At 49.5% G+C, this 16337-nt stretch carries 16 protein-coding genes and 1 tRNA gene; 5 read left to right on the forward strand and 12 right to left on the reverse strand.

Annotated elements, in window-relative coordinates; genetic code table 11:
* Positions 1-38 precede the first annotated feature (38 nt).
* The 5 genes from flgM to DFP83_RS07190 all read left to right on the forward strand — a co-directional run bounded on the left by flgM (position 39) and on the right by DFP83_RS07190 (position 2750).
* Entirely contained in the window at positions 39-374 is a 336-nt protein-coding gene (gene flgM / locus DFP83_RS07170) for a flagellar biosynthesis anti-sigma factor FlgM (RefSeq protein WP_110574334.1), read from the forward strand.
* A gap of 17 nt (positions 375-391) precedes the next feature.
* Positions 392-793 carry a flagellar export chaperone FlgN gene (gene flgN, locus DFP83_RS07175; protein ID WP_110574335.1) on the forward strand — a complete coding sequence of 134 codons (402 nt, stop codon included), beginning with the start codon at positions 392-394 and terminating at the stop codon, positions 791-793.
* A 73-nt stretch (positions 794-866) separates the two neighbouring features.
* Positions 867-1346, forward strand: a complete 480-nt coding sequence (locus tag DFP83_RS07180; protein WP_110574336.1) for an LPP20 family lipoprotein — start codon at positions 867-869, stop codon at positions 1344-1346.
* A 78-nt stretch (positions 1347-1424) separates the two neighbouring features.
* Entirely contained in the window at positions 1425-2612 is a 1188-nt protein-coding gene (locus DFP83_RS07185) for a flagella assembly protein FlgT (protein WP_181416386.1), read from the forward strand.
* A 61-nt stretch (positions 2613-2673) separates the two neighbouring features.
* Positions 2674-2750 (forward strand) — tRNA-Arg (locus DFP83_RS07190).
* A gap of 3 nt (positions 2751-2753) precedes the next feature.
* Here DFP83_RS07190 and DFP83_RS07195 read toward each other — a convergent pair.
* The 12 genes from DFP83_RS07195 to DFP83_RS07250 all read right to left on the reverse strand — a co-directional run bounded on the left by DFP83_RS07195 (position 2754) and on the right by DFP83_RS07250 (position 16223).
* Positions 2754-4361, reverse strand: coding sequence for a putative bifunctional diguanylate cyclase/phosphodiesterase (locus DFP83_RS07195; protein ID WP_110574338.1), 1608 nt, complete (start codon positions 4359-4361; stop codon positions 2754-2756).
* Positions 4362-4795: 434 nt separating this feature from the next.
* The gene (locus DFP83_RS07200) at positions 4796-5578 is read right to left on the reverse strand and encodes a sterol desaturase family protein (protein WP_110574339.1); all 783 of its coding nucleotides are present in this window, start codon (positions 5576-5578) and stop codon (positions 4796-4798) included.
* A gap of 4 nt (positions 5579-5582) precedes the next feature.
* Positions 5583-6197, reverse strand: coding sequence for a CDP-alcohol phosphatidyltransferase family protein (locus DFP83_RS07205; RefSeq protein ID WP_110574340.1), 615 nt, complete (start codon positions 6195-6197; stop codon positions 5583-5585).
* Entirely contained in the window at positions 6190-6813 is a 624-nt protein-coding gene (locus tag DFP83_RS07210; RefSeq protein WP_110574341.1) for an ATP-binding cassette domain-containing protein, read from the reverse strand. Before DFP83_RS07210 ends, DFP83_RS07205 begins: the two co-directional genes overlap by 8 nt.
* Positions 6800-8398: an ABC transporter permease family protein gene (locus DFP83_RS07215; RefSeq protein ID WP_126753152.1), complete on the reverse strand. Its 1599-nt coding sequence runs from the start codon at positions 8396-8398 to the stop codon at positions 6800-6802. The genes DFP83_RS07210 and DFP83_RS07215 overlap by 14 nt, the downstream gene beginning before the upstream one ends.
* Positions 8374-9459: an ABC transporter substrate-binding protein gene (locus DFP83_RS07220; RefSeq protein ID WP_110574343.1), complete on the reverse strand. Its 1086-nt coding sequence runs from the start codon at positions 9457-9459 to the stop codon at positions 8374-8376. Before DFP83_RS07220 ends, DFP83_RS07215 begins: the two co-directional genes overlap by 25 nt.
* A complete protein-coding gene (lpdA, locus tag DFP83_RS07225) occupies positions 9456-11597 on the reverse strand; it encodes a dihydrolipoyl dehydrogenase (RefSeq protein WP_110574344.1) in 2142 nt (713 codons plus the stop codon). Before lpdA ends, DFP83_RS07220 begins: the two co-directional genes overlap by 4 nt.
* Positions 11598-11608: 11 nt before the next feature.
* Positions 11609-13909 carry a TonB-dependent receptor gene (locus DFP83_RS07230; RefSeq protein WP_110574345.1) on the reverse strand — a complete coding sequence of 767 codons (2301 nt, stop codon included), beginning with the start codon at positions 13907-13909 and terminating at the stop codon, positions 11609-11611.
* Between the two features lie 15 nt (positions 13910-13924).
* Positions 13925-14632 carry a DUF1499 domain-containing protein gene (locus tag DFP83_RS07235; RefSeq protein ID WP_110574346.1) on the reverse strand — a complete coding sequence of 236 codons (708 nt, stop codon included), beginning with the start codon at positions 14630-14632 and terminating at the stop codon, positions 13925-13927.
* Positions 14633-14696: 64 nt separating this feature from the next.
* Positions 14697-15260 (reverse strand): FlgO family outer membrane protein, encoded by a 564-nt coding sequence (locus tag DFP83_RS07240; RefSeq protein ID WP_241971606.1) that lies wholly within the window; start codon positions 15258-15260, stop codon positions 14697-14699.
* 6 nt (positions 15261-15266) lie between these two features.
* Entirely contained in the window at positions 15267-15818 is a 552-nt protein-coding gene (locus DFP83_RS07245) for a FlgO family outer membrane protein (RefSeq protein ID WP_110574348.1), read from the reverse strand.
* Positions 15819-15881: 63 nt separating this feature from the next.
* Positions 15882-16223: a LytR/AlgR family response regulator transcription factor gene (locus tag DFP83_RS07250; RefSeq protein ID WP_110574349.1), complete on the reverse strand. Its 342-nt coding sequence runs from the start codon at positions 16221-16223 to the stop codon at positions 15882-15884.
* Between the last annotated feature and the right edge of the window lie 114 nt (positions 16224-16337).

Genomic DNA, 16337 nt, shown 5'->3' on the forward strand with positions numbered 1-16337 from the left:
TTACTAACCGAGAACTTATAACATGTGAGGCGAGCGATATGGCAATTAATATAAATAATAATGGTGTTAAGAACAGCACGATCGACACCAAACAGACTCAACGTCAAGCGGCGACAGACAAGTCAAGCAACACTGACGTAAATGCAAAAAATGGTTCTGACTCGGTTTCTTTAACCGCTGAAGCACAAAATTTATCGTCGTTGCAAGAGAAAGCAATGAACAGCAGCGGCATTGATCAGAGCAAAGTAGACCGCATTAAAACGGCCATCGAAAACGGCTCCTATAAAGTCGATGTCGACCGCCTCGCCTCGAAACTGGCTCAGTTCGAAGGTGACTTATTTGGCGGCGCGATTGACACAGACAAAGACGCGTAACCTGCGCTTAGGAATCTATGACGCCCATCACAGAAGTTCTCGAACAAATGGCTGAGGCACTGCAGCAATTGCAGCAGTGCCAAGAGCAGGAGTTGGCAGCGATCGTTGAACGTAAACATCAAAGCGTTGCCGAGTTAACCACGCTCAAGACAAACTTACTTGATCAATTGAGTGAGTACGATCGCGTACTTGCTGAACATCCAGAGCGGCAGCAACTCACAACTGACGAAGTGTTGAGTGAGCGAGTCGCTGAATTACGCGCCACACTCTCGGATGTTAAACGCCAAAACGATGTGAATGAGCGCGTGGTTACACGCACGCTGTCGAACATCGATCAATTGAAACACGAAATCGTACGTCACGCCTCTCAGGCCCGAGGTGACACGCTTACATACAATGCCAAGGGCAAAATCCGTTAATCTGCACTAAAGATTTTACCGCATATGCCGTTAATGAATTATCTGATATAACTCATTTAGGCTTGAGGTCGATATGAAACGTGCAGCCCTTACCGTATCGTTATTTACCAGTTTACTGATGCTCAGTGGATGCAGTGCCGTTTACGATACGCTATACGACCAGCAATACGTCGAGTGGGAGTCCACCACGCCCGAAACGTTTCCTGTCATTACCGCTACCGGTTTTGCCCCAATCGATGCACAGCCTGGTGAAACTAAGCAGCATAAAGACCTTGCAGCGATGCGTGCGTCCAAGTTGGCAGCCTACCGCGAGCTAGCCGAGCAAGTGTATGGTCAACGCATCTCAGGCAATACGTCCGTACAAAACTGGTCACTTGGCAACGACCAGTTCCAAGCATCTGTTGATGGCGTAATTCGTGGCGCTGAAGTGGTGCGCACTTATACCGTCGGCGAATATTACGCGACCGAACTACGTCTAGACTTTGCCAAAGTGCATAACCTGTATGAGAGCACCAGTCGCAAGCAAAAAATCAAACGTGTTGTTTACTATTGATAGCAACGTACACTGTGGTCTGATTCTTGCTTAAGTTTACCTGAAGTAACCCTAGGTTGGCTGATTAAAGGTATAAACATGCTACGTACGTTGGTAATTGCTATAATCGTCGGATTAATGACGCTGAGTATTGATGCACGCATCATCGAAGTTGAAGGCAGTGCCCGCATCGTTAACGGCGATACCCAAGCTGCACGTAACCAAGCTATCAAGAGCGCTCTGCAGCAGGCATTACTCATGACCGGCAGCTCTATTACCTCTGTCCAATCAATCGTCAACGGTGTTGTTAATAACAACCAAACTCAAGTATCCGCGACAGGTAATGTCGAACGTGTTGATGTGCTGCGTGAAGAAATGCGCGATGGTCGTCTGTTCGTACTTATTCAGGCGGAGATTTGGCAACGCGAACAGTCTTGTCGAGGCAGTCATTACAAAGCTGGGGTCACTATCGCGCCATTTGAGTTTTCTAACCGTGAACATGCCGCTTACGGGCAAATTTGGAATTTAGGCGACATTTCCGCTCAGCATCTCGCTCGCGATATTGCCAGCCAAAGCGATCAGTTATTCGTTAACCACACACTGCGCCGAAATGCAGGACTGCAAGCCGCCCTCGACAACCTGAACTTGGCCGAGGTGGGCCGTATTGGACGACAAATTGGCTATGCTAACGACAGTCAGTTCGTAATCTTAGGGATCTTTGACGATCTCTCAGTCACCGAGAAAAGCGCATTCCTCGGCGTGTTTGACCAACAACCGACGCGCCACTTCGCGTTAACACTCTATTTAATTGATGCCATGAGTGGCGATCTCATCACACGAGCGCGCGTAGAAGGCGCTGAGCCATGGACTTTTCCACGCAATGCCCAGGTTGATGTTGCTACGACCCAGTTTTGGGACGCGCCTTTTGGCGTTGCGCTGGCATCATCATTAGAGGAACTTGCCTCTGGTGTTCAAATGCAAGTGCAGTGTAGACCGGTAAGAGGACGTGTTGTTTGGCATGATCGTCAGCAGGTTCAGGTTAATCTGGGCTCATCTCACGGTGTTAAAATCGGCGACCAGTTGAACGTTGTTCATCCAAGCAACTATGTTGATGATCAGGGTCATTTCCGTCAGCGTTGGCAAGTGAGCCGCTTCACCGTTACCGTAGAACAAGTCCAGGCAGATAGTGCTGTCGCATCAATTAATGGTCCTGATGTATTAACTAATGTGCAAGTCAACGATTGGGTTGTGCCAGCCGCTAAGCCAGACAATGGTAATGTTCAGTAGGGTCGGCGTCGCTGGAAAGCGGTTGTTAACTCTGGCATAATTCGCGGCTGTATCTACGGCTGTCCCCGTAGCTCAGCAGGATAGAGCAGCCGCCTCCTAAGCGGCAGGTCGCAGGTTCGACTCCTGCCGGGGACGCCAGTACTAACGTCGGTTTAGAAATTCGATTAAAGGCTCAAGCCGCATGGGCGTTGCTTCAAGAAAGCCTTGCATCACATCAGCGTGCAGCTGCTGAACCATTGCTTTTTCGGATGCCACTTCGACACCCTCTGCCACGATGTTTAAGCCCAGTTCATGTGCCATACCAATAATACCGCGTACAATCGCTTGGTTTGCGTTATTAGTATCAATTTTACGGATGAAACTACGATCGAGTTTTACATCAGTAATAGGCATTTGAGTGAGGTAACGTAAATTCGAAAACCCGGTACCAAAATCATCCAACGCAATCGCTATGCCCATATCCGTGAGTTTGTCGAGCGTACTGACCGCCGCCTGTGCATTGCGTAACATCATCGACTCGGTAATCTCGAGTTTGATATCTGATGGTGCAATTCCGGTATCATCTATGACTTTTTTGAGCTGCTCGATGAAATCAGTACGGGTAATGTGCACTGTCGATACATTGACAGAAATCCGCGCGCCCGTCGCCAGCAGAGGTTTTAATTTTTGCCAATCACTAAAGGCTTGGCGCATAATCCAATAACTCAAGGGAATAATCTGACCCGAGCTCTCTAGTATTGGAATAAATTCGCCAGGTGATAATCCCTCAATCTCAGGGTGACGCCAGCGCACCAAGGCTTCTAAGCCATAGACAGTATTCGATTCTAAACAAATTTGAGGTTGATAAACTAAATGAAACTGATCACGGTGAATGCCCTTTTGCACTGAATTACGAATTAATAATGCGCGGTTCACCTCGTCATTTAGTGCTTTATCAAACCATTGAAACGTGTTCTTACCAGCGCGCTTTGCCTCAAACATTGCAATATCAGCTTGCTGTATCATCACCTCGGCACGGTTCATACGCTCTTTGCAATATGTCACACCCGCGCTTGCGGTAATATAGATATCGGTACTATCAATTTTATAGGGGCGCGCCACGTCGTCGAGGATACGTTGTGTGACCATCGCCGCATCTTGGCGCGTCTCTAGTCCTGTCAGGATCATCAAAAACTCATCACCGCTTAGGCGGGTTAATGTATCTGAATTACGTAATTGATTACGAATACGACCTGCAACCACCTGCAACAGTTTGTCACCCATCTCGTGACCCAGGCTATCATTGATCGCTTTAAACCCATCTAAGTCTAAAAACACCACGGCGGTAAGACTGGTGTCACAATCCTCTGATAAACAATGACGCTGTAACCGCATAATAAACTGCATGCGGTTAGGTAGACCCGTTAATGGATCGTGCTGCGATAAAAAGGGTAACTGCTCGGTACCGCTCGGTTTCATGTTGAACGGATGCAGATAAACGATATAGTGCTTGCAGTCGTCATCGATAATGGTAATAGCGCAGTAATATACGGGTCGGGCGCCCTCTTCAAACGCTTGAAATGAGCTAGAAAAAAACTCTTTATCGCCCGCCGGCAATTGTATCGCGAGCTTGTTGCCTAACTCAGATTGGTTCGTTAGTAACGCTTTGGCACCTTGATTCGCGTACGTGATCGCACAATTACTATCGACAATAACGATAGCAATGCGACTTTTATCAAATATTTCATAACGCGCACAGGTATGTTGCATAACCTAATCCTTTAGTTTCACCCGTTTATTTGCCAGGTGACTTTTATCCGTATTCCTTGTTTAATAGTTGACTGGGCACTTTGCTCTACTGTGCAACGAACGGCTATTAATACACACCGAGCTACCCTAACGCCAACACCGACCGTGCTCACTGTGCTGCCCTCAAGACAGCACCTCTTTCTTTGTATCGAGTGAATACCATTACACCTCGATCAGTAAATCCGTACTTATACTGATTTTAGCATTAATCATTGATGCTCACTGTACGCCCTCTGTCATAAAGCGCCGTTGATTTTTTAAACAACCGACAGTCGCAAACCATGCTAACGGGTTGAAGTTAAAAGTGATGATTCCGTTTAAATTTTAAGAAAATGTTATTCATTAGCAACGGTGCTAGGAGTATCACGGCAACCCTATGATTGACAAGGTATTTATCAACGTTTAAAAGGCAGTATTAGGAGTGACCAAAATGGCGTATTGCGTTTTTCTTCACGGAATTCACTGAGTCCGATATCCACGTGGTCAGAGCCAGCGGCGGCGCGGTCGGTATAGCTACTGAATAGCCAGTCCCACCACACCACACTAAAACCATAGTTGCTATTTGTCTCAGCTTTAACACTACTGTGATGAATCCGGTGCAATTCTTGGGTAATGAGCACGCGCCGAACAACCGTCTCAAGCTTCGCAGGTAACTGAACGTTGCCGTGATTAAAGAGTGAGCATGCGTTTAAAACAATCTCGAAAAACAATACGGCGACAGCAGGCACACCCAACAAAATAATAGCGAGCGCTTTAATACCTAAACTAAGCACCATTTCAATGGGGTGAAAACGCACGCCTGTGGTCACATCAAAGTCAGGGTCGGCGTGGTGGACGCGGTGCAAGCGCCATAACCACGGCACTTGGTGAAACATGCGGTGCTGCCAATAGAGTACGAGATCGAGTACCACCATACTTAGAATAACCGCAAGCCATAGCGGCAACTCAAACTGATTAAACAGCCCCCACGTATGTTCTGTGCTCCACAAAGCAATCCCTGTCAGCCCAAGCGGCGCAACCAAACGCATTAACACACTGGAGCTGATAATCAGTCCAAGGTGACTGCGCCAACGGCGCCACCGACTGACACGCTGTTGCCGTTTCGGATTTGCCGCCTCCCACCTCAACATCAATGCCAGTATCGCGACAAAAATGCCTAATCGAATCCATGCTTCCATCGCTTTAGTTGTCCGCTTTTAAGGTATTAAACCCTGCCCAAATACGCGTTGCCGTTGTAACCCAGCACACCGTACCGAATAGCCAGGCAATCATGACAAAATGCTGTGGTAACAAACACAACAGTATGAACACCGCAAAGGTTTCAAAGCCCTCTGCCAGACCGCCCATGTAATACATGGATTTATTGGGGTAATGCGGGTTGTTTAATCCGCGCTTTGATGCCTGAACAGCAAACGCTAAAAAGCTCGTACCTGTCCCAACAAAAGATAGCATCAAAAACAAGCCAGCCAGCAAGTGTTCATGCGGGCTGCTTAGAATAAATCCAACAACCACCGCCTGATAAAAAATAAAGTCTAATACAATATCCAAAAAGCCGCCTGCATCGGTGGTTCGCGTGCGCCGAGCGACGGCACCATCGAGTCCATCCGCAAGTCGATTTAGCAGAATCGCAATAAGTGCCAGCTCGAACGCGCCAGCCGCTAACAGAGGTACGGCTAATAGACCCAACGCAAACCCTACAAGAGTCACCTGATTGGCGGTCACCGCTCGATTAACAAGTAACTCAGCTGGCTTATCCAGTAATTTGTGTAGCGGCGGAATGAGATACCGATCAATCATAATAATAGTGCTCTAAATTAACGACTTCGCCCGGCGCATCGGCTGGATCATGAGTCACCAGCATGGCAGGCATCTGTGCATCCGCCAACTTAGACCATGTAAACTCACGTACGCTTGTTCTTAATTTTACGTCGAGTGCAGAGAAGGGTTCATCCAGCAGTATACTTTTTGGTGACGCGGCTAAACTTCGCAATAGAGCAATGCGCGCACGCTGGCCGCCACTTAATTCAGCCGGGTACGCATCGCCGTACTCCGATAAGCCCACCGAATTAAGTTGCTCGGCGACCCAAGCTTGTCTATCCGCTGATTGTGCGGTTCGCGCAAAAAGTAAATTTTGCTGCACAGTCATATGCGGAAACAAATCCGCCTGTTGTGTTACTAAGCCGATATTGCGCTGCTCAATCGGTCGTTGCGTTAAATCGACGCCATTTAGGCTCAGTTCACCCGCAATGGCGACGTTGGGTTGCGGCACACCCAGCACCCATTGCAACAAACTGGATTTACCAATACCACTGGCTCCCGTTAGCGTCAGCACTTGTCCGGGTGCCACCGACAGTTTGGGAATCACCAGTTGGTGGTGTTTGAACACCATGGTCAAATGATTAATTTCGAGCACGTGTTACTCCTAGCGCCACCATAAATATTATCCACACACTGACCCACTGCATCAGAGCATACACGCTTGCTAAACGCCAATCACCGCCGGAGGCGATACTCACCGCTTCGGTCGTAAGCGTAGGATGGGTCACAGGCGCCAACCATTGCGTCGGTAAGTACTGTGCCACGCTAATTGAGAACGCCATCGCCCACGCCAAGGCTAGTGGCCGCTTTAACATCGGGGCAAGTACTCTAAACCAAGCCGCCCAAGGTCCATACCCCAAACTACGCGCTTGCCAGAGCCACCGTCTAGGATACGCTAAATAAGCGCCGTGCAAGGTTAAGTAAGCATAGGGGAAGCAAAACACTGTGTGCGACCATAACAGCCACACAAAACTGTTATCAGGTCCAACCTGCCGTTGCCAGCCAAGCACCAATACCAGTTGTGGAATGATCAACATGATCAACCAAGCGGCATTGAGCTTGCTTTGTTGTCGCTGAGCTTGCAACTCTAAAAGAATAACCGCCGAAAGCCATGCAAGGGTGGCGCTGAACACCGCCAGTGTCCATGTGTTATAAAGTAAAGGCGCAATGTAAGGCCACTCCGAAAGCCAGCGTTCCCATTGCCACCCTTGTGGCCATAACGCGGGATAAAACCACCCTTGCTGGCCCGACTGCAAAATCAAACTGGTAAGCACCGCTAGCGCTAATAAAGTCCAAAACCAGGGCTTGCTCGAGGCATTACCACCTGTGCCGCCGGACTGCGAGCGCCGCCCCGTTATTGCACACCGACCCAGCGCCCTTTGCAACAGCCACTCTAAACCGCGCAATAACAGCAAGCTGATGAATGCCAACAGCACTAAGAGTAACGCCCCCCAAGCGACCCAGTCGTTATCTCCGGCGCTAAATTGCCAGTTCAACTCAAACACCTGATGCGCCAGCAGTGCGGGCGCGTTGGGTCCCACCAACAACGGAATATCCACCACCGAAACGGTGTAAATTGCGATGATATACAACGGGAGTCGCAGTGGTTTAAGTAACGCGGGTACCACAATCAGCCACCAAAACCGGCGTTGGCTGTAGCCTAATGCAAGCGCCTGTTGCTGCCAGCGTGCAATCGGCATTTGCCGTATATTCGCCTGTGCCATCAGCAACAAAAACGGAAGCTCTTTAAGAATCAACACCACCAACAACGTCAAGGTGCTCTTCGCCGAGAGCCAACTCGACTGCACCGGTCCTTGCCAAGCTGGCAATAGCGCATCAACTAAGCGCACAAGCCAACCAGAAGGACTGACAAGCCATAATAAGCCAATAGCAAAGGCGACGTGCGGCACCGCAATAAAACTGGCCCAGGTAGCGTTCAGGTGGCGTCCACGGGAACCTGCCAGTGCCGCGAATAAAACCACGACGCTAGTCAGTACGGTCACCAGCAAGGTAAGCCAAGCACTCTCGCCTAAGCCCTCCCACGCACTACCAATTGACGCGTTAAGCGGCGTTGTTGTCACATGCCAAGCGATCACCACCAACGGCACAATGATCCACAGTAATGCGAGCCCAGCGCGCGTCAACCGATTCATGGTTAACGTGGGTAACGTTGTTGCCATTGCTGTTCAAGGTAGCTCTGCCAACTGGCATGAAACTCGGTAGCCACAGGCAGTAGAGGCGGCATATCGGCAAGCTCAAGATCCAGAACAGTGGGGTCACCCCAGCCAGACAAGTCGGCTTTTTTGCGTTGCGCCGTTTCAGACAAGAAAAAGCGAATCACGCGTTGCGCGGCTTCTGCATGCTGACTGGTTGTAGGCACGGCTAAGTAGTGGCTGTTGGTAATCGCACCCTCGCCGAGTGTCACGCGCTTGGTGCCTTGCGGCACGCGTGCTTGATTAACCAACGTTTTCACTTCGTTGGGGTTAAACGAGAGCGCGATATCTAGCTGTTGGTTAGCGAACCAATTAAGCTGCTGCGCTGCACTCGACGGAAAGTTTTCGCCCCCTTGCCATAACAAGGGTTGCAACTCATCCAAGTAAGTCCACAACGGCGCTGTCAGCTTTTCCGCATCGACAGCGTCTACTGGTTGCCTGAAGGCGGTATCTTGCTCAGACAGCGACAGCAACAAGGACTTTAAAAATGTCGTCCCGTGAAACTCCGGCGGCTTTGGATAGGTCATGCGCCCCGGGTGTTGGGCCGCGTACTCAAGTAGCTCATTGGCGCTGACTTGATCACCGGCGATACAGCTCTGGCAGGTCAACAAATAAAACTGCCCGACTCCCCACGGTACTTCCAAACCTTCAATCGGCTCACCAAAGTCACTGCGCCAATCTAAGTCATCATTCAATGTGGTGTCTAAATCGAGCTCGGCAACAACCGCACGCAACCGATCCGCGGCTTTGAGTGCATGAAAGTTCTCGCCATTAATCCACACTAAGTCAGCGTTGCTTTGTCCATCAACCAGTTGTTTAACCACCTCGGCGATATCAGCCACTTTCACATGGTGTAATTGAATCCCTTCTGGCTGCAGCTCCTTTGCGGCCCAACGTATATAGTCATTAATCGCCGGGTTCCCGCCCCATGCGTAAAAATATACGGGTGTTGGCTTATCCTGTGCCGAACTCGGCACGGAAAAAACACTGACCACTATCGCTGTTAGCAGTAAAAACAGATATCTCATGAACGTAACCATCGATGCAGCTTTTCGACCCACTTTAACAGTTTTTCGGGAGCATGCGCGCGCTTCCACTCACCGGCAGCGTATTTATTGGCTTCTGCGAGTGTCGGATAACTGTGGATGGTACCCAAAATCTTATTGAGTCCAATACCGTGCTTCATGGCTAAAACAAACTCGGCCAACAGTTCGCCTGCCTGCGGACCAACAATATTAACACCCAGGATCGTATCTTTACCGGGTTTGGTCAGCACTTTGACACGCCCATTCGCTTGGCCATCGGCAATAGCTCGGTCTAATTCGGCGATGTCATAACAGGTGGTTTCATAGTCCACTTGCTGCGCCTGTGCTTGTTGTTCAGTCAAGCCGACGTTAGCGACCTGAGGCGACGTGTAGGTCACCCAAGGAATCACTGAGTAATCAACACGGAATCGTTTAAAGCGTCCGAACAACGCGTTTACGGTTGCGTACCACGCCTGATGTGAAGCGACATGAGTGAACTGATAAGGCCCAGCGACATCACCGCAGGCATACATGTTCGGCATACTGGTTTGCATAAACTCATCCACCTGGATGGTTTTGCCATGCTCAATACCCAGCTCCTTAAGACCGAAGCCTTCTAGATTTGCCTGACGCCCTAATGCCAAAAGCACACGATCAGCACCGAGTTGTTGTGCGCCCTCGTTACCTTCGACATCCAGAAGGATCCCCTGCTCGCTTTGGCTAAACGCCTTGGCTTGAGTCCCTAAATGGAGCTGCACACCATCATCTTGTAAAGCACGAGCCACATAGTTCGAAGTATCTTCATCCTCATTACTCAGTACGCGGTCCTTCATTTCAACAAGGTGGACTTCACTGCCTAACCGCTGAAAAGCCTGCGCCATTTCGCAGCCAATCGGTCCGCCGCCTAGGATTAGGAGTCGTTTAGGAAGCTCATCAAGTTGCCACAAATTATCCGAGGTGAGGTAATCGATGGTATCGATGCCCGGTAAGTTCGGTACTAATGGGCGCGCGCCTGTCGCGACAACAATGTGTTTGGTGGTTAAACGACGGACTTCGCCTTGCTGCTTAAGCTCAACCTCCCATGGCGATACAATCGTTGCTTCTCCCAGCTCGACATTTACACCCAGACCTTGATAGCGCTCGACCGAATCATGGGGTTCAATGCGTTGAATGACTTGCTGCACCCGTGCCAATACCTGCTTAAAATCAACACTCACAGGTTGTGCTGTGATCCCCAATTGTTCGCTATGGCGCATATGGTGCACTTGGTTGGCAACATGTAACAACGCCTTAGAGGGCACGCACCCTGTATTTAAGCAATCACCGCCCATTTTATCACGTTCAATCAGCGTCACTTTTGCTTTAACGGTCGCAGCAATGTAAGCACTCACCAACCCCGCTGAACCAGCGCCAATGACGATGAGGTTATTGTCATACTGCTGGGGTCGAGTGAAACCTTTAAACGCCCGACGACGCTTGATGAGCGTAAGTAACCACTTCGCCAGTAACGGGAACACACCCAACAACACAAACGCCCCGATCAGGTCGGCAGAGACCACATCGCCGACTTGTTCGATATCGGCTAACTGTGTGCCCGCGTTCACATAGACTACAGTACCGAGCAGCATGCCGACTTGACTCACCCAATAAAAGGTCCACGTGCGTATTTGCGTAAGACCCAACGCAAGATTAATCACAAAGAACGGAAAAATGGGCACCAGCCGTAAACTCAGCAGATAAAAGGCGCCGTCCCGTTTTACGCCGCGATTGATGGCCTCGAGCCGTTGACCAAACTTGCTTTGCACCCAGTCTTTTAATAAAAAGCGTGCACTTAAAAACGCCAGTAAGGCGCCAACAGAGCTTGCAAAGCTCGCCAGCAATAATCCCCAACCGAGCCCAAAGATAGCCCCCGCACCTAAGGTGAGAATGGTGGCACCGGGGATCGATAACGCGGTCACCAAGACATAAGCAACAAAGTAAATGGCAAAAGTGAGCAAGGGCTCTGCTTCGAACCATCCATTAACCCGCGCTTGTTGGTCTTTTAACGTATTGAGGTTGAGGTATTGCGTGACATCAAACACCATCACCGCGGCGATGGCGGCGACGATGACCAGCGCCAACAGAATTTTTTTTACGGACACAAAGGCTCCTTTTAAAAGCGGTAATCAACAGTGAGCTGCGCGTGGCGCGGTAACGACGGAAACGCTAAGGTCGAACCAAAGTAGCCGCCCTCAAATACTGGTGACCAATTTTCTTCGTCGGTGACATTAAACACATCGACGCGCGCACTCAACTGTGCGGTCATCTGATAGGTCGCATTCAGGTTCAGCATATATTGATCGCGGATCATCACCGTTTGCAAATAATCAAGCGGGTAACTTTCGGTGTAATTGGCATCCCCCCCCACGGACCACTGTGGTGTCACCTGCCATCCCGCCACGGCCGATGCCTGCACCTCGGGCACGCCTTGTAAGCGCTGGTTAGACGCTGGAAATGCCGCAAAGTTAGGTGCGCCGATGCCCGTGCCTTCGATAATATCAGGGCGCGAATCGTCAAATAAATCCGCAATTTGCCGCGTATCTTGAAAAGCCGCGGAATTATCATAATGTGCATCAAGATAGCTCGCCGCAAGTGTCATCCAAAAGCCGTGTTCATTGCGGTAATTCCACTGCGCTTCGACCCCCTGCGTGGCAATACCACTATTGGAACCATCTCGATTACGCAAGCTGCGCGTTTGGTCAAACATGACAACGTCGGCATACCAGCGGCTATTGACCGGTGCTATTTTGATGCCGAGTTCGTACAACGTATTTTCGGTGGCGAAATTCTGTGAATCGATGACTTGGTTGGCATTCAATACGGTACCGCCCGCCATTGAATTTGAGGTCGAATCACTCTCGTACGCCGATGCATAGACCATCACCGCACTCGACAGTTGATACTGAGACGACAAACTCACCGCACTTAACCAATCGCTATAACTGTCTTCTGCAGCATCAAAGCCCGCAGGTGGTAACGGATCTTTGGCGATGACATCATAATAGTCGATACGTGCGCCCGCAGTAAGTTGCCAACGATCGGTTAATGCCAGCTCATGCTGCCCAAACAATCCCCATTGTTGACTTAACGAATCGGTCGTGTCCGACAGAATATAGTCACCAATGCCATCGCCATCATTGTCGTAATTGGTTCCTGGTGAAACGAACAGACCTGGACGCAATTGAACGAGCTGAGCTTGCTGCGCCGCAGTTAATGGAATGCGTCGGTTCGCAATCGGTCCAGTTAAGTCGGATGGGAGGTCAGCTTCGGTACTGAACTGACTGTATCCCAGAACGTCATTCACCCGTACATTAATACCTAAAATAGTGTGATCATTGATATGCAATTCAGCGCGGTTCTCAAAGGTATGCGCGCCATCGATGATTTCGACAAAGCTATTTTGGTTTATCCCCTCACGCTCTAGGTATTGATAGTAAGTACGGTTCACAAAGGTCAGCGTGTCAGACCACTGCTGCTGAAAAGTCGAGTGCAATAACGTTGTTTTAGCGGTGTTAATGTCTGCGGGATCGGTCAACACACGACTGCGATCAATCTCCACTTGTCCGGTCGGACTCACCACGGCAAAGGCGCCTGGCACCGTTGAGCCATTGGGTTGCACACCCTGCCCGGTAATATACAGATTATCGTCAATCAACGCCTGCGTTGGCCGGTTAATACCGGCATTGTCTGTCCACTCGACATCATAGTACTCAAGCCCAATATCCCATTCAGTACGGCTATTGGGGCTATACCGATAAGCGACAAACACATCGTCGCTGCGGGTCGAGGTAAAATCGTAAAAACTGTCTTGGTCAACGAATTCAGCGCTGACCCGCAGGGCATGTTTGTCTCGTTTAAGTACCGCATTATGGTCCAACTGCAGTCGATACTGACTCCATTGACCCCACTCGCCACGCACGCGCGAGCGTTCATCATCCGTCATCGCCTTTTTCGGCAGCAGATTGACAAAGCCTCCAACGCGTTGCGTCGTCCCAAGCATCACCGGGGGCGCGCCCTTCACCACGGCGATGCCTTCGATACTATTAAAAGACATCGGTACGCCTAAACCATTATTGCCCGCTTGGCGCCGCATGCCCGCCTCAAACAGCTCACCCAACTGACCCCGCATACTCGGCAGAGACGGATTGCCAAAGCCTGCTGCGGCAAAACTGTTGGGGGCAAACCGAGCGATATCATGCAGGTCATTAATCGCGGCTTGATCCATCAGCGAACGCGATATCATCGTCGCTGAGCGCGGGATTTCCTGCAGTGCATCCGATAGCCCAAATAGCCCTTCGACAGGCTCCTCACTCGGCAAAACGAGGGTTTCGCCTTTACCTATTACTTCGATAACTTCGATAGGCTCTTGTGCCAGCGCTGCCACAGGACACAGCATCAACCAAGCGTACTTCATAGTGGAAGTTCCTTGTTATAGCTTGCTTAAGAACGAACGAATACGCTCTGCATTCTTACCCACATCGCTACGACCGACGCGTGATTTACTGCGAATATCGAGCAGTGTTTCATCATTTTGTGTTTGAATACGAATCACCACGTCGTCTTTAAAACCAAACCAAGTGGTGGTTGCAGTCGCTTCGATACGGTGCTGTTCATCCGACGTGTCGATAATTTCCCAGCCCATGTTTTCAGCAACGCTCAGCGCTTTTTGATAGAGTTCATCTGGAGACTTCGGTGACACATAAGTGGTGATATCTGGGTACGCTTCTTTTTGCTGTTTGGCCGTTTCCTCACCCGCATATTCAACGGGGTTCGGCGCATCAGCTCGTAACGGTGCAATAGCCACAAACTCGGGTGGGTTAACCGTATCTGTTGAGATATCGTGAATCGCTGGGACCGAGGTTGCCGTCTGATATTGTGCATAGGGTAAATAAAACGCAATAAACGAAGCGACAATGGCTAAAACACTCAGCCCCGCGCGGGCACCCTTAGGTCGGCGTACGAACAACGCAATAATATTCAGAACACCGGCACCGATGGCGAGATAAACGGCCCAACGCAGTAACGTAAATGCGCCACCTAACGTGAGCCATTCGAGTTGGTAAAGCGGACCGGACAACCCAATTAAAACAACAGAGAGTAAACCGAGGAAAATCAAAATAGAGTGCAACGCTTTCATAGTCTGTCCTGAACAAATTATTGTTTTATAAGATATTAGACTACGAAAGCGCGGTTAAGCCAGATCAACGTATAATGGGTTGTGTATTAGGTTCGTCCAAACGCTCAATAATTGCACTCGGGATATAAACCGAGCCTACACTGACAACATGCTTACTGTTGATGTCGACTAAGCGTGCATTGGCCAGAACGCCATCACGATAGTGACTGTAGGTGCCGACCACCACATGCGTGATAGGTAAAATTTCATCGATCTCAAGGTAATCTCGCGTTAGCGCAAAATCGCCCTGCGGGGTGACACGAATAAACTCTGTGGTTTTAAAATCAATAATTGGTAAGTGACGAAATGCCAGTTCACCACGCAGTTGCTCAGACATGACCTGAGCAAAAGGCGTCGCTTTATTGTAGGCGGACTGCACGCCGACAAAATCGCTGACTGCAATATGGGTTTTTGCCAAATCAATCTGGCTATTACTCACCAATTGTTCAGCGAGCTGCCGACTAAAACTATTCGTTGGCGCAGGCGCAGCGCTACCACTACCGAACTCCGCTTTTGCTTCTGGCTTAGGAAGCACCGTACAGCTTGCCAGCACAAATGTCATGGCAACCATTAATAATAAGCGCATCATTTTCTCCTAACGACTTCTTTGTAGGTGCCCATTGACTATCTCTGCACCCTTATTTGTCCAATACAAGTGTTTGGGCACATAATGGTTTGCCGCCGCTAAAACGGACTGAGAACGACGATCTAACACACGGATACTAAGCATCACACCATCTTCCTCGCGGCTCATTGTACCAACCAAAACCCAGTCTAATTGGGGATGAAGATTCAGTTTTTCTTTATCATTAGTCAACATGGTGGAACCAGCAGACGTCATCGTCACACCATTTTGTGCACGAAAGTCGATAAGCTGGACGTTACGTTCGGCAAGATGGCTGTATAGCAGTTCACTTAATTCATGGCTCACCGCGTAAAGTGCATTTTCGGGAGTCGGTAGCGCTAAAGTATCCGACATCACCCAACGTGTGATCCCTAGTTGCGCATAACCTTGGTGACCCTGATGCTTGTTCAACTGCAGCACAAGTTGCTGTGACAACCTATCGGCAATTTCATCATATGGGCTAATTGAATGCGCTTGCACTGGCACCGCCAACAAGCCGAATAGAATAACCAATATACGCATAGGGTGTCTCTTTATTAAACGTGATATCACCCTATCGGCTTGTGGCAGAAAAAATTTAGTGTTTTAGGTGGTAGACACAATGCCTAAGCTTCGAAAGATACTCTCGCGATAAGACTGACCGATGCGCACCTCGTCACCATTGCTGAGCACCAGTAATGTGAGCCGACCCAGTTCACTGGTGATTTCTCTAACGTGGTTTAAATTGACGATCACACTGCGGTGAGCGCGCTGAAACTGTGCAGCACGAAGTGTTTCAGCAACGTTTTTCATGGTATCGCGATGAAGCAGACGTTCTTGCGATGTATGCACCTCAACGTAATTGGCAGCCCCTTTGATACAAATAATATCGGTCAGGGGAATAAAAACAATTTTACCTACCATCCTCACGGGAAATACGTTATCCATCTTACGCCAGCATCCATCAGGCTCATAAAGGTTTAACTCATGATGGTATGGCACCCAGTTCAAGATGGGATATTTTGTGACTAACACGACACCTTATACCTCAAACACTACATT

The organism is Idiomarina fontislapidosi (assembly GCF_003226255.1).
Classification (GTDB): domain Bacteria; phylum Pseudomonadota; class Gammaproteobacteria; order Enterobacterales; family Alteromonadaceae; genus Idiomarina; species Idiomarina fontislapidosi.